Source organism: Nocardiopsis sp. JB363 (genome assembly GCF_900143625.1).
Taxonomy (GTDB): Bacteria; Actinomycetota; Actinomycetes; order Streptosporangiales; family Streptosporangiaceae; genus Nocardiopsis.
On sequence record NZ_FRFF01000049.1, the window covers coordinates 85,921 to 102,094 of the forward strand.

Consider the following 16,174-nt stretch of genomic DNA (forward strand, 5'->3'; position numbering starts at 1 on the left):
GCAAGGAACTCGTATGCGATCGTTCACCAGGATCGCCGCCACCACCGTGCTGGCCGGAGGACTGACCGTGTTCGGTGTCGGGGCGGCCTTCGCCGACCCGCCGGATGAAGTGACCGAGCCGAGCGAGGAGGTCACCGACACCACCGACGAGGTCGCCGAACCGGCCGAGGAGCTGTCGCCCGAGGCGGTGGCGCTCCTAGAGGACCCGCAGGTCCAGGAGGTCCTCGCCGATGAGGACGCCGTCGAACTGCTCAGCGACCCCGAGGCGCTGGAGCTGTTCGGGGCCCTCCTGGAAGTGAAGGGCCCGGCGGAAGCCCTGGAGGAGTTCGACCTTCCGGCGCTCAGCGACGACGTTCCGGAGGAAGAGGCCCCGGAAGAGGCCGATGAGGCCCCGGAGTCCGAGGAAGCCGAGGAAGCCGACGAGGTGACCGAGGAGGCCCCGGTCGAGACCGACGAGGCCCCGGAAGCCGAGGAGTCCGACGAGGTGACCGGCGACGCTCCGAACGAGAACGTCACCCAGCCGGTGGAGAGCGCCACCGAGGACACGGAAACCTCCTAGGTTCCCGGTCCACCAGGGGAGGACGGCCCAGCGGCCGCCCTCCCCCTTCGCGTGGGCCCGGTCAGGTGTCGTCGGCGAGCAGGGCCGCCGCACCCATCCGCAGGAGCAGGTCGGCCATGGCCTCGCGGGAGAGCGGCCCGCGGCTGTGCGGGGTGGAGTTGAGCAGGCCGAACGCGGCGTGCACCGAGGCGCGCAGGGTGGGCGCCGGGGTGTCGGGGCGCAACCCGGCCAGGACACCGACCCATTCCTCCACATAGCCGCGCTGGAGCCGGCGGACCCTGCGCCGGTCCTCGGCGGTGAGGTTGCCGAGTTCACGGTCGTGCACCGTGATGAGGTCGGGTTCGTCGAGCGCGAAGGCGATGTGCCCGCGCAGCAGCGCCGTGAGGGCCTCGCGTGGATCGTCGGACCCGGAGACGAGGGCGCGCCCGCGTTCGGCGAGGCGTTCACTGATGTCCACCAGGACGGCGCCCAGCAGAGCCTCCTTCCCGGGGAAGTGCCGGTAGAGCGCGGGGCCGGTGGTGCCCACCGCCCGCCCGAGGTCGTCGATGGTCACTCCTCGGTAGCCGTGGGCCGCGAAGAGTCGGGCCGCCGCGCCCAGGATCGCCGTCCGTCGCCCGCCCGTTCTGGGTCCTCTGGCCCTCGCCGCCATCCGCCCGCCCTCCTGAATCGCTCCGACCCTGGACAGCCATGTTAGTAGTTACTAACATCATCTGTGTTAGTGAGCATTAACATCCCTCCATGAGAGGACAACATGAGCAGGGCACCTGTGCTCGGTTCGGCGGTGGACACCGCCGGGCCCGCGTTCGCCGCCAACGAGGCCGCGAACCGCGCCCTCGCGTCGGAGCTGCGAGAGCGGATCGCCACCGCGGCCCTCGGCGGCCCGGAGAAGACCCGCGTGCGCCACGTCGAACGCGGCAAACTCCTCCCCCGCGACCGCGTCGACCTACTCCTGGACCCCGGTTCCCCGTTCCTGGAGATCGCCCCACTGGCCGCCTACGGGCTCTACGGCGAGGACGGGCAGGACGCGCCGGGCGCCGGGATGATCGCCGGGATCGGGCGCGTGGCCGGCCGCGCCATGGTGGTGGTCGCCAACGACGCCACCGTCAAGGGCGGCAGCTACTACCCGATGACGGTCAAGAAGCACCTGCGCGCCCAGGAGGTGGCGCTGCACAACCGGCTCCCGTGCGTCTACCTGGCCGACTCCGGCGGCGCGTTCCTGCCGATGCAGGACGACGTCTTCCCCGACCGGGAGCACTTCGGCCGCATCTTCTACAACCAGGCCACCATGTCCAGGCAGGGCATCCCGCAGATCGCCGCGGTCCTGGGCTCGTGCACCGCCGGTGGCGCCTACGTTCCCGCCATGAGCGACGAGGCCGTCATCGTCCGCGAGCAGGGCACCATCTTCCTGGGCGGCCCTCCCCTGGTGAAGGCCGCCACCGGCGAGGTCGTCACCGCCGAGGAACTGGGCGGCGGCGACCTGCACTCGCGGGTCTCCGGCGTCACCGACCACCTCGCCGACGACGACGCCGACGCCCTGGGCAAGGTGCGACAGATCGCCGACACCCTCGGCCCGCTCGACCCGCCGGCCTGGGAGACGCGCGCCCCGCGCCCACCGAAGCTGGACCCCGAGGAGCTGTACGGGGTGGTGCCCGCCGACACCCGCACCCCCTACGACGTGCGCGAGGTCATCGGCCGCGTCGTGGACGGCAGCGAGTTCACCGAGTTCAAGTCCGAGTACGGCACCACGCTGGTCACCGGGTTCGCGCGCATCCAAGGACACCCGGTGGGCATCATCGCCAACAACGGCATCCTGTTCGCCGAGTCCGCGCTCAAGGGCGCCCACTTCATCGAACTGTGCGACCGCCGCTCCATCCCGCTGGTGTTCCTGCAGAACATCTCCGGGTTCATGGTCGGCCGCGACTACGAGGCCGGCGGCATCGCCAAGCACGGCGCGAAGATGGTCACCGCCGTGGCCTGCGCCCGCGTCCCCAAGTTCACCGTGGTGATCGGTGGCTCCTTCGGCGCCGGCAACTACTCGATGTGCGGCCGCGCCTACTCCCCCAGGTTCCTGTGGATGTGGCCCAACGCCCGCATCTCCGTCATGGGCGGCGAACAGGCCGCCTCCGTGCTGTCCACCGTGCGCCGTGACCAGAAGGAGGGGCGCGGCGAGGAGTGGTCGGCCGAGGACGAGGAGGCCTTCAAGGCCCCCATCCGCGACCAGTACGAGGAACAGGGCAGCCCCTACTACTCCACCGCACGGTTGTGGGACGACGGCGTGATCGACCCCGCCGACACCCGCGACGTGCTCGCCATGGCCCTGTCCGCCGCCCGCCATACGCCCCTGGAGCCGGTGGGCTACGGCGTCTTCCGGATGTGAGGAACCCTTGAGCACGACACCACGAACCAGCCCGGGGACCCGTGTGCCCTCGCGTGTGCTGGTCGCCAACCGGGGCGAGATCGCGCTGCGCGTCATGCGCACTCTGCGCCGGATGGGCATCGGCACGGCCGCCGTGTACACCGACGCCGACGCCGAAGCCCCGCACACCCTCGCCGCCGACGTGGCGATGCGGGTGGGGAACTACCTGGACGCCGACGGAATCGTCGCCCTGGCCCTGGACTGCGGGGCCACCGGCGTGCACCCCGGCTACGGGTTCCTGTCGGAGAACGCCGACTTCGCCCGCGCCTGCACCGACGCCGGACTGGTCTTCATCGGACCGCCGGCCTCGGCAATCGAGGCCATGGGCGACAAGATCCGCGCCAAGGACACCGTGGCCGCCGCAGGTGTGCCCGTCCTGGGCGGGTTCACCGAGAAACCCGGGCAGCCCCTCAGCGACGACGAACTACTGCGCGCCGCCGAGGAGACCGGCTACCCACTGCTGATCAAGCCCTCCGCCGGGGGCGGCGGCAAGGGCATGCGGTCCGTGCACGCGCCGGACACGCTGCTCGCCGACGCCGCGTCCGCCCGACGCGAGGCCCTGACCTCCTTCGGTGACGCGACCCTGTTGGTGGAGCAGCTGGTCCAACGTCCCCGCCACATCGAGGTGCAGGTGATGGCCGATGCCCATGGCAACGTCCTGCACCTGGGCGAACGCGAGTGCAGCCTGCAACGCCGCCACCAGAAGGTGGTGGAGGAGGCGCCCTCTCCCCTGCTCACCGACGCCCAGCGCCAGGTCATGGGCGCGTCCGCCGTGGCCGCCGCCCGCTCCTGCGGGTACGTGGGCGCCGGCACCGTCGAGTTCATCGCCGAGACCGGCTCTGAGGGGGAGCTGTCGTTCTCCTTCCTGGAGATGAACACCCGCCTCCAGGTGGAGCACCCCGTCACCGAGGAGGTCGTGGCGGTGCGCGGCGAGCGCGGCGTGGACCTGGTGGAACTCCAGGTGATCGCGGCCTACGGTGAGCCGTTGCCCTTCGCCCAGGAGGACGTGTCGTGGGTCGGGCACGCGGTGGAGTCCAGGATCTACGCCGAGGACGCCGACCGGGGCTTCCTGCCCTCGGGCGGACCGATCCTGCTCCTGAACGAGCCCGAAGGCCCGCACGTGCGGGTGGATTCAGGGCTGGCCGAGGGCGGGGCGGTCACCTCCGACTTCGACCCCATGCTCGCCAAGGTCATCACCTGGGGCGCCGACCGGTCCGAGGCCTTGAACCGGATGGACGGGGCGCTGGCCTCGTACACCCTGCTGGGCTGCGTGACCAACACCGCCTACCTGCGCCGGTTGCTGCGCCACCCGCGCGTGGTCGAGGGCGACCTGAGCACCGACCTCATCGCCTCCGACCCGCCCGAGCCGGCTCCCGACCGGTTGCCGGAGGTGTACGTGGCGGCGGCCCTGGACCACCAGCTCGACCTGGAGAACGGCGCCGGCGCCGACCGGTTCGCCGTGCCGGACGGTTGGCGGATGGGAGGTCCCGCCTGGACCCCGTGGCGGCTGCGGGCCCCCGGGCACGACGTCGTCATCGCCCGGGTCCGGCGCGATGGCGGGCCGGGGCGCTACCAGGTGGCTCTGGAGGAGCGGGAGCCGATCTCCGTGCGCGCCCGCCGCTCCGCCGACGGCACCCGGCTCACCGTCACCACCCCCGAGCACACCCGCACCTACTCGCGTGCCGACGAGCCCGAGACCGATCACCGGTGGCTGGGTTCCGGCGGCGCCGTGTGGAGCGTGCACGAGGAACCCGTCACCGCGGCGCTGCGTGAGGACGACGCCGCCACCGACGGCACCGTGCGCAGCCCCATGCCCGGCACCGTCCTGGACGTCCCCGTCCAGGTGGGCCAGCGGGTCACCGCCGGCACCACCCTCGCGGTGGTCGAGGCGATGAAGATGGAGCACTCCGTGCCCTCACCCGTGGACGGCACCGTCGCCACCGTGGCGGTCCGTCCCGGTTCCTCCGTGCCCATGGACGCCGTCCTGGTCACCGTCGACGCCGAGACCCCGGCCGACGCCCCTTCCACCTCCACCGAGGAGCAGCGATGAAGCGCCACGAACTGTCCACCGAGCACGCCGACCTGCGGGCCGCCGTGGAGACCTTCGCTCAGACCGAGGTCGCGCCGGTGATCGGCGACTTCTACGAGCGGAACGCCTTCCCTTACGAGCTCGTCGCCAAGATGGGGCGGATGGGGCTGTTCGGGCTGCCCTTCCCCGAGGAGCACGGCGGCATGGGCGGCGACTACTTCGCCCTGTGTCTGGCCCTGGAGGAGCTGGCCCGGGTCGACTCCTCCGTGGCGATCACCCTGGAAGCGGGGGTCTCCCTGGGCGCCATGCCGATCTTCCGGTTCGGCACCGAGGAGCAGAAGAAGACGTACCTGCCCAAGCTGACCGCCGGCGAGGCGCTCGGCGCGTTCGGGCTGACCGAACCCGATGGTGGTTCGGACGCCGGGGCCACCAAGACCACCGCGCGGTTGGAGAACGGCGAGTGGGTGATCAACGGGACCAAGTCGTTCATCACCAACTCCGGGACCGACGTCACCGCGCTGGTCACCGTGACCGCCGTGACCGGCCGACGCGAGGACGGGCGCCCGGAGATCTCCGCCATCCTCGTGCCCAAGGGCACCCCGGGCTTCTCCGTGGGACAGAAGTACTCCAAGGTCGGGTGGAACGCCTCCGACACCAACGAGCTGGTGTTCGAGGACTGCCGGGTGCCCGAGGCCAACCTCGTGGGTGAGAAGGGGCGCGGGTACGCGCAGTTCCTGCGCATCCTCGACGAGGGCCGCATCGCCATCGCTGCGCTGTCGGTGGGTCTGGCCCAGGGTTGTGTGGACGAGAGCGTGCGCTACTCGCACGAACGTCAGGCCTTCGGCAACAGCATCGCGGCCTACCAGGCGATCCAGTTCAAGATCGCCGAGATGGAGGCCCGCGCGTACACGGCACGCCTGGCCTACTACGACGCGGCGTCCCGGATGCTGGCCGGCGAGCCGTTCAAGAAGGAGGCGGCGATCGCCAAGCTCATCGCGTCGAACGCCGCGATGGACAACGCCCGCGACGCCACCCAGGTGTTCGGTGGATACGGGTTCATGAACGACTACGCGGTGGGCCGGTTCTACCGCGACGCCAAGATCCTGGAGATCGGGGAAGGCACGAGCGAGGTCCAGAAGATGCTCATCGCGAGGGAACTGGGTCTGCCCGCATAGATCCACGACGCCACGCGGCCCCGGACCGTGCCTCCATGATGTGGTGGCGCCCCGGGGCCGCGCTTCGTGTAGCCCGCGCCTTCCCCCGGTCAGTCGTCGAAGAACACGTCCGCCCGGCCACGCACGGCCTCGGCGGCCAGTCGGGCGACCTGGCCGGCGGGCACGGGTCCCCCGGGGGTGCCGAGGAACCACTGGAGCACCTCGGGACCATAGAGGCCTTCGGGCATCTCCTCCCCGGCGTAGACCAGGGCGTACAGCGCCGTGTTGGGGCCGAACCGCCAGCTCTGCCCCAGGTCCCCGACGTCCACGGCATCGAATCCAAGGTCGCTCAGCAGAGCACCGGCTTCCTTCTTGGCCTCTGTGTCATCACCCGCGATGGGCAGGGCGTTGCGGTCCGCCACGTCCTTGGGCCTGGGCAAGGCGGCCAAGTGGTCGGTGGTGATGTTGTTGAAGGCTTTGACCACGCGGGAGTCGGCCAGGTGGCGCTGCGTCATGCCGCTGGAGGTCAGCTCGTTGGAGTCCAGTTCCGGCAAGTGGCCGTCGCGTTCGACGGTGTAGTTCATGGTGTCGATGACGATCTTGCCCGCCAACTCGCGCTTGGGCAGCTGGGCGTGGGCGATCAGCGGGACCGCCGCCACGACGAGATCGCCCGCGATGGCGGCCTCGGCGACCGTCGCGGCTCGGGCCTTGGGGCCCAACTCGGTCACCAGGTCGGTGAGGCTCCGAGGCCCGCGCGAATTACTCAGGACGACGTTCCATCCACCGGCGATGGCCAGACGGGCGACGGTCTGGCCGACCGCCCCCGCACCGATGATGCCGAGGGTTCGGGACATGTTGCTCTCCATGGGTTTTCTCGGTTCGGGTGGTGACATCGCCGCTCTCAGACACTCGTGACCCTAGTTGATACTGAGTGTCAAAGTCGAGACTAAGATTCTGTTGAGACCACAAGTGGCAACCGTGGAGATAGCCTGAGGGCATGAGCACTTCTCGCATGAAGACCCGTGACATCGGACGCAGTGCCGTGCGAGATGAGTTGGCACGGACGGCCTTCCCCCTCTTTTGCGATCGGGGCTTTGACGAGGTCACCTTCGAGGAGCTGGCCACCGTCGCCGGCGTCTCGCGCAGCACGTTCCTGCGTTACTTCGGCAGCAAGGAAGAAGTGGTCCTGTTCAGCTTCGATCCGCTGGGCGCACAGATGGTCGAGGCACTGCTGGACCGCCCCGCTCACGAGAAGGACAGGACGGCGCTACGGCACGCCCTGAGCCCGGCCACGGGCTTCTTGAACCGCGACCCCGCCGAAGGACTGGCGTTGCTACGGCTGATCGGCCGCACTCCCGCCCTGTGCGCTCGCCTGCGGGAGAAACAGGCCGGCTGGCGCCCCGGTCTGGCTCGGGCACTGGCCGAACGTCCCGGTGCGCGACCGGGCCCCGATCTTCGCCGGCAGGTGTTGGCGGGCACCGCGCTGGAGTGTCTGACGGTCTCCCTGGAGCACTGGGCTTCGTCCGAAGGCGACATCGACCTGGACGGCCTGATCAACGACTCCTTCAGCGCTCTCTCCGACTGAACCGCCGTGTGGCGCGTTTCGACACCGCGCCGACCGACTCACGCCCTTCAGCCCCGGGGCGTCATCGAAACCCGACGATCGGTTCGGGGACCAGGACCGGGTCGACGAAGGCGACTGAGTGGCGGAGACACCTCGGAACGTCAAGGTCCGCGACACCGGCCATCGCGAACCGGGGTACCGCACCTTCCCCTCCCAGGAGTGGGTGGCCCTCCTCCGGAGCTCCCGATACCCCGGGGTCTGAGATCCGTAGCCTTCGGGCCACTGAGAGTATGGGCGCGCTCGACGTACCCGCCCTCTCCCCCCGAGGACTCGGCACCGTGCCCACCCCCCTCTTCTCGCCGTCACCCGACCCCGACGGCGCCGCCCCTCTCGGGGCACACGACCCCTCCCGCCTGGGCCCCTACCGCTTACTCGGCAGGCTCGGGTCCGGCGGGATGGGGACCGCCTACCTCGCACGTTCACGCCTGGGCCGGCTGGTGGCGGTCAAGGCGGTCCACCCCGAACTGGTCGACGAACCCGAGTTCCGGCAACGCTTCACCCGAGAGGTGGCCGCCCTGCGCCGGGTGCGCAGCCGGTTCGTTCCCCGGTTCGCGGGGGCCGCACCCGAAGCCCTCATCCCCTGGTTGGCGACCGGGCACGTCCCCGGCCCCACCTTGAGCGAGCAGGTGCGCGACGTGCGCCCGCTACGGGACCACGCCCTGGCCCGGGTCGTCACCGGGGTCGCCGCGGCGCTGGCCGACATCCACCGGGCCGGGATCGTGCACCGCGACCTCAAACCCGGCAACGTCGTCCTCTCCCCGCGCGGCCCCCGCGTGTTGGACTTCGGGGTGGCCACCCGACGCGCCGAACAGACCCCGCACCGCCCCGTCTGGGGTACCCCCGGGTGGATCGCGCCCGAACGCCTGTGCGGCGCCCCCGCCTCGGCCGCCTCGGACGTGTTCGGGTGGGGCCAACTGACCGTGTACGCCGCCACCGGGCGCAACCCGTTCGGCTCCACCCCGGAGGCGATCACCCGGAGGATCCTGCGCGGGGAGGCCGACCTGATCGGGCTGCCCGGGGAGTACCTCCCCACGGTCCGCGCGGCACTGGCGACCACACCCGAACTCCGACCGACCCCCGAGCGGATCCTGCTGGCCCTGACCCGGAACGGCCTCCTCCGCCCCTACTGAACGTGGCCACATCCGGACAACGTTCACGCTGGGCCGGTGATGCGTCGCCCGCTGTGCAGGCCGGATGTGGCCGGTCACACCGCGGATGAGGCGGGTGTGCACAGTGCGTCGAAAGTGTGTGCCGGGTCGTCAGGTAACGCATCCCAGGGGTGACAAGCAGCGACAAACGGCACAGAATGGGCGCACATGGCCGGCGCGGGCCCCCTGACCCATCCGGGCGCGCGTCCGATCCGGACCGCCGCGGAGTCCCCGCTCCGGGTCCCAGGGCCTTCTCACTTCCCTCATGAGGAGATACCGGATGGAAGGCGCCCTGCCGCTGATCGCCCTGGTCACCGTTGTGGTGTCCACCGGCGCGATCATCGTCGCCGCGCACTTTCGCAAGGAACGCGTCACCGAGCTGAAGGCCTGGGCCCATGAACACGGCTGGGAATACGTCGAACAGCGATCTCTGCCCCTGGAGGGCGCCACCCTGCCCGACGCGCTGCGAGGTCACGACCCCCGTGCGCGTCACGTGCTCAGCGGCCACCGCGGCCGGCACCCGGTGACGATCTTCGAACTCACCCACACCGCCGACCGACGAGGCGGCGAGACCACCACGCACCGGGTCGTCGCCGTGGGCACCCCCGGGCCCGGGGCGGACCTGGAGATCCACCGCCGCGACCTGGCCAGGACCGTCTCCTTCGACGGCCGGGGCGCACCCGCACAGGTCGAGGTCTCCTTCTCCGGCGCCTTCCACACGGTCGGCGCCGACGAACACTTCACCCGGTCGGTGCTCGACCACGAAACCGCCGCGTGGCTGCTGTCGGACTGCCGCTCGCGGTCGCTTCCGATCCGGTTCACCGGCGACCACATCCTCACCTGGGCGCCGATGCGGCTGGACCCCGACCGCGCGCTGACCGCGGCGGGCTACCTGATCGACCTGGTGGACCGGATCCCGGACCGGGCCTGGGGAGGCCACTCCACCGGTTCCGGTTCCTGATCCCGTCACGACCGTGTGTGCGCGAACCCGGACGTTCGGCCACACTATGAGCTACGGATAAAATTCGGGGTACCCCGACCCTCGACGAGTAGGACCCCCATGAGCGACCCCAATGCCACGCACCGCATCTCACGTGCCGACCTCTTCAAGGACGACGAAGAAGAGGAGACCACCTCCGACCCCAACGCCACGGCGCAGATCTCCCGCGAGGACCTCTTCAAGGACGCCGATGAGCCCCGTCGACCGCGCGAGCAGTCCTGACCGGCCGCCCCGCCGCACACGAAGAGAGCGCCCGACCCACCGGGGACGGGCGCTCCGTGCCTTCATGACACAGGGTCAGCGGCGTTCGCGGACGGCCGCGACGATCTCGGCGATCGCCTCGTCGACCGGAACCCCGTTGTTCTGCGAACCGTCCCGGTAACGGAAGGACACCGCGCCCTTGGCGATGTCGTCGTCACCGGCCAGCAGCATGAAGGGCACCTTCTGCTTCTGGGCGTTGCGGATCTTCTTCTGCATCCGGTCGTCGCTCGCGTCCACCTCGACACGGATGCCCTCGGCCCGCAGCTTGGCCTGGACCTCCTGCAGGTAGGGCACGTGCTCGTCGGCGATCGGGATACCCACGGTCTGGACCGGGGACAGCCACGCCGGGAACGCGCCCGCGTAGTGCTCCAGCAGCACCGCGAAGAACCGTTCGATGGACCCGAACAGGGCACGGTGGATCATCACCGGGCGCTGCCGGGAACCGTCGGCCGCGGTGTACTCCAGGTCGAACAGCTCGGGCAGGTTGAAGTCCAGCTGGATGGTGGACATCTGCCAGGTCCGGCCGATGGCGTCCTTGGCCTGCACGGAGATCTTCGGACCGTAGAACGCGGCGCCGCCCGGGTCCATGACCAGGTCCAGCCCCTGCTTCTCGGCGGCCCCGCGCAGGACCGCGGTGGCCTCCTCCCAGACGTCGTCCTCGCCGACGTACTTCTCCGGGTCCTTGGTGGACAGTTCCAGGTAGAAGTCGTCGAGGCCGTAGTCGCGCAGCAGCTCCAGCACGAAGGTGAGCAGCGAGTCGAGCTCGCCGGCCATCTGCTCCTTGGTGCAGTAGATGTGCGCGTCGTCCTGGGTGAAGCCGCGTGCGCGGGTCAGACCGTGCACCACGCCGGACTTCTCGTACCGGTACACGGTGCCGAACTCGAACATGCGCAGCGGCAGCTCACGGTAGGAGCGCCCGCGCGCGTCGAAGATCAGGTTGTGCATCGGGCAGTTCATCGGCTTCAGGTAGTAGTCCTGACCGCCGTCGAGCTGCATCGGGGGGTACATACCGTCCGCGTACCAGCTCAGGTGCTGGGACTTCTCGAACAGGGTGCTCTTGGTGGCGTGCGGGGTGTAGACGAACTCGTAGCCGCTCTCCTCGTGGCGCTTGCGCGAGTAGTCCTCCATGACCCGGCGGATGATGCCGCCCTTGGGGTGGAAGACCGCCAGACCGGAGCCGATCTCGTCCGGGATGGAGAACAGGTCGAGTTCGGAGCCGAGCTTGCGGTGGTCGCGCTTCTCGGCCTCCTCCAGGAAGGTCAGGTACGCCTTGAGCGAGTCCTTGTCCTCCCAGGCGGTGCCGTAGACGCGCTGGAGCTGCGGGTTGGTCTCCTTGCCGCGCCAGTAGGCGGCGGCGGTACGCATCAGCTTGAACGCGGGGACGACCTTGGTGGTGGGCATGTGCGGGCCGCGGCACAAGTCCTTCCAGCACAGCTCGCCGGTGCGCGGGTGGACGTTGTCGTAGATGGTGAGCTCACCGGCGCCGACCTCCGCGGAGGCGCCCTCGGCGGCCTCGACCGCCCCACCCTTGAGGCCGATCAGCTCCAGCTTGTAGGGCTCGGTGGCCAGTTCGGCTCGTGCGTCGTCCTCGGAGACCACCCGGCGGTCGAACCGCTGGCCCTGCTTGATGATCTGCTGCATCTTCTTCTCGATGCTCTTGAGATCGGCGGGGGTGAACGGCTCGGCGACGTCGAAGTCGTAGTAGAAACCGTTCTCGACGGGCGGACCGATGCCCAGCTTGGCCTCGGGAAAGAGCTCTTGGACGGCCTGGGCGAGGATGTGCGCGGTGGAGTGGCGCAGGATGGCCCGCCCCTCCTCGGAGCCGATCTCGATCGGTTCGACGGTGTCGCCATCGGCCAGTTCCCGGAACAGGTCGCGGGGCTCACCGTTGACCATGGCGGCGATCACGGTCCTGCCGTCCGCTTCCAGGGCCTGTCCCGCGGTAGTCGTGACCGCCACCGCACGCGGGGTTCCGGCGAGGGTGATGTGCAGCTCAGGCGCGGCGGACACGGTGACTCCTAGGAATACGTTTCGGGTTGGTGGGTGCGTCTCGGGTCGATAGGTGCATCTTGAGTCGACACCGGCCACCGATGTGGGCGGCCTGGTGTTTTCGTCTTCGATGCTAGCGGCTTCGAGACGGGGTCGACGCGTTGTCCACAGGGTCGAGGAGGAGATGAATGGGGCTCGCGGGTTCGGGAAGGACGACTGGTGCGGGAGTGAGGACGGGCCTCGTGATTCGGTCGATGGATTCGGCCGCCGCCGGACCAGGCCACCGAGGCGCTCTGGAGAACCCGTGTCGGCCCACCCCGGACGCGTATGCCCTGGAAAGTCGGCTTTCCACTGGTTCTTCCCGGGTTCGGTACCGGCCCATTGATCCGACACCCGAGATCGACGAGAATCGGCAGACCACCCGACCCGTACCGAGTACGGCCCGAATGCCGACCCGAGCTCCGACCGAATACTGTGAGCGCATGTCAGCGAGTCCATCCGACGGACCTCCGGCACCGGAGACATCCCCCGGCCACCGAGCGCATGTACGCCGATGGCGTCGCCTTCGGGCGCGACTCCGCCTGTTCCGGAGATACATGCACACCCACCCGGTCCTGCACATGCCCTGGCGCCTGTTGGTCGGCACCGTGGGCGCGGTGGTCGTCCTCGCCGGGGTCGTGATGTTGGTGGTCCCCGGGCCGGGGATCGCTTCGATGCTGTTGGGACTGCTCATCCTCAGCACCGAGTTCCGCTGGGCCCAGCGGCTGCTGCACCCCGCGAAGGTCTGGGCGGTGCGCGGCGAACGATGGGCCGTGCAACTCAAGGACGACTACCTGAGGCGGTTCCGCGACCATCGCGCCCGGCGCAAGGCCGTCCGCCGCACGCGCGAGGGTCGCGACAGAGAATAGGCGCGGACCTTTCTCGGGGCGGACCGGCGCCGAAACCAGCGGCCCAGCGCAAAGTCGCACGTTGCTCGGGCTTGGACCGACCAAAACCAGAAAAAGAAGGGCCGGATCCGTGCGATACGGATCCGGCCCTTCATGTTCGTGGGCGATACTGGACTCGAACCAGTGACCTCATCGGTGTGAACGATGCGCTCTAGCCAACTGAGCTAATCGCCCCTGTGGGGCTTGCGTCCCCGCCCGGCCTCGTCGGCCTGACAAGAAAAACTTTAGCGCATGTTCGGGAGTGCTCGGCACGCCCCCGTCCGCCCGGCGAACCCACGGGTGTGTGATGGAGGTCACATAACGCCGTTCGGGTTCCCCCAAAAGGGGTCGCCGGCGGCCGCGATCCCCGCAATGAGTAGGAGTTCCCGGCTTCGTGGACCCTCCCAGGACGAGCGCGAGTTGACCTTCGCGTGACACGGGACACTCAACATGGGGAAATCTTTGGTTTCCCCTGGTCATTACAGTGACCAAGGATCGTGCTGCCGCCCCGCGGCGCGCTGCACCCGCTGGGCGGGCAGCGAGACCTCCGGTCCCATCGACCAAGAAAAGTCTCCGTACTCACGTCATGATCCGCGGACAGCCGCGTTGGAGCGAGTGAGACGGCAACCGGCCGGCGCCCCAGGAACGCCTGGGCCGGACGAGAAAAGGTTTGGCGAACATGAACAGTAGCGACACCACTGCCACCGCCGAGCTGGGCCTGCGACTCGTGGTCCCGGAGCGCACCGCGGTTCCCTTGGTCGCGCGACTCGACTACAGGGCAGACGATCCCTATGCGATTCGCGTGGCCTTCCACACCGGCGAGGACACCCCCGTCGAGTGGATCTTCGCGCGTGAACTCCTCACCGTGGGCATCGTGCGCCCCGTCGGTGAGGGCGACGTGCGCGTCTGGCCCTCCAAGGACGAGGAAGGCGAGCGATCGGTGAGCATCGCGCTCTCCTCTCCCTTCGGCCAGGCCGAGTTCGACACCAAAGTCTCGCCACTCGCAGAATTCCTGCACCGCACCTACGAGATCGTCCCCGCCGGGCAGGAGGGCACCTTCGTCGACCTCGACGAAGAGATCCAACAGCACCTCCACTCCTGAGCGACCGGTCGGCGTACCGCAGCTTCCGCGGGGCGGCACGGAGGCCGGACACCACCGAAGCGAAGAGAGAAGGGGACGGCGCCTGGACGCCGTCCCCTCTTCTCGTTCCCTCACCCGGGCATGGGGATCACGGGTCGAGGTCCGCGGCCGAGCGTTCGGCGAACACCGCCATCGCCTTGACGGTGATCGGCCCGGGCTCGGCCGACACCCTCTGGTCGTCGATGTGGAGCACCGGCTGCACGTCACGCCCGGTCGAGGTCAAGAACGCCTCGGTGATCTCGGGCAGACGCTCCATCGACACGTCCTCCTCGGCAGCGCCGTACCACTCCAGGACGAGCTCCCGGGTGATCCCGGCCAGCGGGCCGGCCGACAGCGGCGGCGTGACGAGTCGCCCGTCGAGCACCACGAAGATGTTGCTTCCGGTGCCCTCGCACAGGTTCCCCGAGACATTGCGGAAGATCGCCTCGGTGGCGCCGCGCTCCCGGGCGTAGGCCAGGGCGCGCACGTTGTCGGCGTAGGAGGTGGTCTTCAACCCGGCCAAGGCGCCGAACTCGTTGCGCGGCCACGGGGCCAGCGCGACGTTCGTGTGCGGAGGGATCCCGGGGAACGGGCCCATGGCCACGATGACGGTCTGTTCGCCCTTGCCCCGGTCCGAGCCCAACGGCCCGACACCATCGGTGACGGTGACGCGCACCCGCGCGTCGGTCATCTCCGGGTTGGCGGCCACCGCCTGGGCGACACCGTCCGCGACCAGTTCCAGGTCGGGTTCGTCCATACCCAGGCCCGCGGCGGAACGGGCCAAGCGCTTCAGGTGCCGGGTGAGCGCGAACGGCCGGCCGTTCTGGGCCCGCACGGTCTCGAACACCCCATCGCCAACGGTGATGCCGTGGTCTACCACGGGGATCCGGGCGTCCTTCTCCTCCAGCACGGCGCCGCGGCCGTAGCCGGCTCCGGCGATCCACACCCTCATCTCAACCCCCAACTCTCCATGACCCTGGTCGGGCCGGTGTTCCCCTCGAATCCTCCCACCTTCGCGCCTCGCAGTACCTTCCGGCGGCGCACCTTGGCAAGTACATTGACCGGCACCGGCCGCAGGTCCGCGCTTCTGGGACTTTTTCCACACCGTCCGCACTGGTCAGGACGGCATCGGAGGTAGGCGGACCGCGCTGGGTCTGGGACAGTGGCCGGACAGATAAGTTACGAATGACTATCATCTGGGCAACGCTTATGCGGGACCGGAGGACAGCGCCCCCGACACCCTTCCGCCTCGCACCGCGCCCCCGCAGAGCGCGTGCTCCACGCACGACCCACGACTGACACAGCGAAGAGAGACATGACTCCACCGAGCACCGCCCGCGGCGAACTCAGCTGGCTGCTGGACGACCTCCTGACTCGCGCCTCGGGCACACAACACGCCATCGTCCTGTCCACCGACGGGCTCCTCATGGCCACCTCCAGCGACCTCGACCGCCCCGCCGCCGAACACCTCTCGGCCATCGCCTCCGGCCTGCACAGTCTCGCGGGAGGGGCCAGTAAGCAGTTCTCCGCCGGCAACATCCGGCAGAGCATCATCGAGATGGACCGGGCCTTCCTCTTCGTCGCCGCGGCCGGCGACGGCGCCTGCATGGCGCTGATGGCGGACGCCGACAGCGACGTGGGCCTGATCGCCTACGAGATGAACAAGGTGATCGAACGGGTCGGCCAGTACCTGTCCGCACCTCCCCGCCCGGACATGCCTTCCACCCCCGCGCATGTGGAGAAGTAGTTCCTGCCGCCGCGGCGGGCCACGACGGCCTGCCTCGGCAGGGCGCACGATCCCCTCTCCGAAGTCGATTTCGCACTTGCCCGAACATCCGCTAGAGTTCTTAACGCAGCGAGGGACACGGTGAAGACCGTGAGATGAACTCGCCGCGCGGACGTGGCTCAGCTGGTAGAGCATCACCTTGCCAAGGTGAGGGTCGCGGGT

15 protein-coding genes and 1 tRNA gene are annotated in these 16,174 nt (G+C 69.5%); 11 read left to right on the forward strand and 5 right to left on the reverse strand.

Annotation, left to right across the window (positions count from 1 at the left end; genetic code table 11):
* The first annotated feature begins 13 nt into the window (after positions 1-13).
* Positions 14-559, forward strand: a complete 546-nt coding sequence (locus BQ8420_RS08205) for a hypothetical protein (RefSeq protein WP_087097224.1) — start codon at positions 14-16, stop codon at positions 557-559.
* Between the two features lie 61 nt (positions 560-620).
* On the opposite strand, the gene BQ8420_RS08210 is transcribed toward BQ8420_RS08205, so the two are convergent.
* A complete protein-coding gene (locus tag BQ8420_RS08210) occupies positions 621-1,208 on the reverse strand; it encodes a TetR/AcrR family transcriptional regulator (RefSeq protein WP_087097225.1) in 588 nt (195 codons plus the stop codon).
* Between the two features lie 102 nt (positions 1,209-1,310).
* On the opposite strand from BQ8420_RS08210, the gene BQ8420_RS08215 reads away from it, so the two are divergent.
* The 3 genes from BQ8420_RS08215 to BQ8420_RS08225 are packed head-to-tail and all read left to right on the forward strand — an operon-like array spanning position 1,311 to position 6,179.
* Positions 1,311-2,936: a carboxyl transferase domain-containing protein gene (locus BQ8420_RS08215; protein WP_369825484.1), complete on the forward strand. Its 1,626-nt coding sequence runs from the start codon at positions 1,311-1,313 to the stop codon at positions 2,934-2,936.
* A 7-nt stretch (positions 2,937-2,943) separates the two neighbouring features.
* Entirely contained in the window at positions 2,944-5,025 is a 2,082-nt protein-coding gene (locus BQ8420_RS08220; RefSeq protein ID WP_087097227.1) for a biotin carboxylase N-terminal domain-containing protein, read from the forward strand.
* The gene (locus tag BQ8420_RS08225; protein WP_087097228.1) at positions 5,022-6,179 is read left to right on the forward strand and encodes an acyl-CoA dehydrogenase family protein; all 1,158 of its coding nucleotides are present in this window, start codon (positions 5,022-5,024) and stop codon (positions 6,177-6,179) included. Before BQ8420_RS08220 ends, BQ8420_RS08225 begins: the two co-directional genes overlap by 4 nt.
* Positions 6,180-6,268: 89 nt before the next feature.
* Here the strand turns inward: BQ8420_RS08225 and BQ8420_RS08230 are convergent, their stop codons facing one another.
* Entirely contained in the window at positions 6,269-7,051 is a 783-nt protein-coding gene (locus BQ8420_RS08230) for an NAD(P)-binding domain-containing protein (protein ID WP_087097229.1), read from the reverse strand.
* A 104-nt stretch (positions 7,052-7,155) separates the two neighbouring features.
* On the opposite strand from BQ8420_RS08230, the gene BQ8420_RS08235 reads away from it, so the two are divergent.
* The 4 genes from BQ8420_RS08235 (at position 7,156) to BQ8420_RS32280 (ending at position 10,152) form a co-directional block, all read left to right on the forward strand.
* A complete protein-coding gene (locus BQ8420_RS08235) occupies positions 7,156-7,743 on the forward strand; it encodes a TetR family transcriptional regulator (RefSeq protein WP_087097230.1) in 588 nt (195 codons plus the stop codon).
* A 317-nt stretch (positions 7,744-8,060) separates the two neighbouring features.
* Positions 8,061-8,912, forward strand: a complete 852-nt coding sequence (locus BQ8420_RS08240) for a serine/threonine-protein kinase (RefSeq protein WP_235006002.1) — start codon at positions 8,061-8,063, stop codon at positions 8,910-8,912.
* A gap of 298 nt (positions 8,913-9,210) precedes the next feature.
* Positions 9,211-9,891, forward strand: a complete 681-nt coding sequence (locus BQ8420_RS08245) for a hypothetical protein (protein ID WP_087097232.1) — start codon at positions 9,211-9,213, stop codon at positions 9,889-9,891.
* A 99-nt stretch (positions 9,892-9,990) separates the two neighbouring features.
* On the forward strand, positions 9,991-10,152 hold the full coding sequence (locus BQ8420_RS32280; protein WP_200815854.1) for a hypothetical protein: 162 nt from the start codon (positions 9,991-9,993) through the stop codon (positions 10,150-10,152).
* Between the two features lie 75 nt (positions 10,153-10,227).
* On the opposite strand, the gene thrS is transcribed toward BQ8420_RS32280, so the two are convergent.
* The gene (thrS, locus tag BQ8420_RS08250; RefSeq protein ID WP_087097233.1) at positions 10,228-12,201 is read right to left on the reverse strand and encodes a threonine--tRNA ligase; all 1,974 of its coding nucleotides are present in this window, start codon (positions 12,199-12,201) and stop codon (positions 10,228-10,230) included.
* A gap of 575 nt (positions 12,202-12,776) precedes the next feature.
* Between thrS and BQ8420_RS08255 the strand changes: the two genes are divergently transcribed.
* Positions 12,777-13,088, forward strand: a complete 312-nt coding sequence (locus BQ8420_RS08255) for a PGPGW domain-containing protein (RefSeq protein ID WP_087097234.1) — start codon at positions 12,777-12,779, stop codon at positions 13,086-13,088.
* 139 nt (positions 13,089-13,227) lie between these two features.
* On the opposite strand, the gene BQ8420_RS08260 is transcribed toward BQ8420_RS08255, so the two are convergent.
* Positions 13,228-13,301 (reverse strand) — tRNA-Val (locus tag BQ8420_RS08260).
* A 484-nt stretch (positions 13,302-13,785) separates the two neighbouring features.
* On the opposite strand from BQ8420_RS08260, the gene BQ8420_RS08265 reads away from it, so the two are divergent.
* Positions 13,786-14,208, forward strand: a complete 423-nt coding sequence (locus BQ8420_RS08265) for an SsgA family sporulation/cell division regulator (protein ID WP_087097235.1) — start codon at positions 13,786-13,788, stop codon at positions 14,206-14,208.
* Positions 14,209-14,335: 127 nt separating this feature from the next.
* Here the strand turns inward: BQ8420_RS08265 and BQ8420_RS08270 are convergent, their stop codons facing one another.
* The gene (locus BQ8420_RS08270; protein WP_087097236.1) at positions 14,336-15,178 is read right to left on the reverse strand and encodes an aminotransferase class IV; all 843 of its coding nucleotides are present in this window, start codon (positions 15,176-15,178) and stop codon (positions 14,336-14,338) included.
* 363 nt (positions 15,179-15,541) lie between these two features.
* Between BQ8420_RS08270 and BQ8420_RS08275 the strand changes: the two genes are divergently transcribed.
* Complete coding sequence (locus tag BQ8420_RS08275) at positions 15,542-15,973, forward strand: roadblock/LC7 domain-containing protein (protein WP_087097237.1); 432 nt, start codon at positions 15,542-15,544, stop codon at positions 15,971-15,973.
* The last annotated feature ends 201 nt before the right edge of the window (positions 15,974-16,174 follow it).

What these genes read in the sequence shown, in the direction of transcription:
- BQ8420_RS08230 (WP_087097229.1), bottom strand. Translation starts at nt 7,051, where the DNA reads ATGTCACCACCCGAACCGAGAAAACCCATGGAGAGCAACATGTCCCGA.
- BQ8420_RS08205 (WP_087097224.1), top strand. Translation starts at nt 14, where the DNA reads ATGCGATCGTTCACCAGGATCGCCGCCACCACCGTGCTGGCCGGAGGA.
- BQ8420_RS08270 (WP_087097236.1), bottom strand. Translation starts at nt 15,178, where the DNA reads ATGAGGGTGTGGATCGCCGGAGCCGGCTACGGCCGCGGCGCCGTGCTG.
- BQ8420_RS08225 (WP_087097228.1), top strand. Translation starts at nt 5,022, where the DNA reads ATGAAGCGCCACGAACTGTCCACCGAGCACGCCGACCTGCGGGCCGCC.
- BQ8420_RS08210 (WP_087097225.1), bottom strand. Translation starts at nt 1,208, where the DNA reads ATGGCGGCGAGGGCCAGAGGACCCAGAACGGGCGGGCGACGGACGGCG.
- BQ8420_RS32280 (WP_200815854.1), top strand. Translation starts at nt 9,991, where the DNA reads ATGAGCGACCCCAATGCCACGCACCGCATCTCACGTGCCGACCTCTTC.
- BQ8420_RS08235 (WP_087097230.1), top strand. Translation starts at nt 7,156, where the DNA reads ATGAGCACTTCTCGCATGAAGACCCGTGACATCGGACGCAGTGCCGTG.
- BQ8420_RS08245 (WP_087097232.1), top strand. Translation starts at nt 9,211, where the DNA reads ATGGAAGGCGCCCTGCCGCTGATCGCCCTGGTCACCGTTGTGGTGTCC.
- BQ8420_RS08265 (WP_087097235.1), top strand. Translation starts at nt 13,786, where the DNA reads ATGAACAGTAGCGACACCACTGCCACCGCCGAGCTGGGCCTGCGACTC.
- BQ8420_RS08275 (WP_087097237.1), top strand. Translation starts at nt 15,542, where the DNA reads ATGACTCCACCGAGCACCGCCCGCGGCGAACTCAGCTGGCTGCTGGAC.
- BQ8420_RS08255 (WP_087097234.1), top strand. Translation starts at nt 12,777, where the DNA reads ATGCACACCCACCCGGTCCTGCACATGCCCTGGCGCCTGTTGGTCGGC.
- BQ8420_RS08215 (WP_369825484.1), top strand. Translation starts at nt 1,311, where the DNA reads ATGAGCAGGGCACCTGTGCTCGGTTCGGCGGTGGACACCGCCGGGCCC.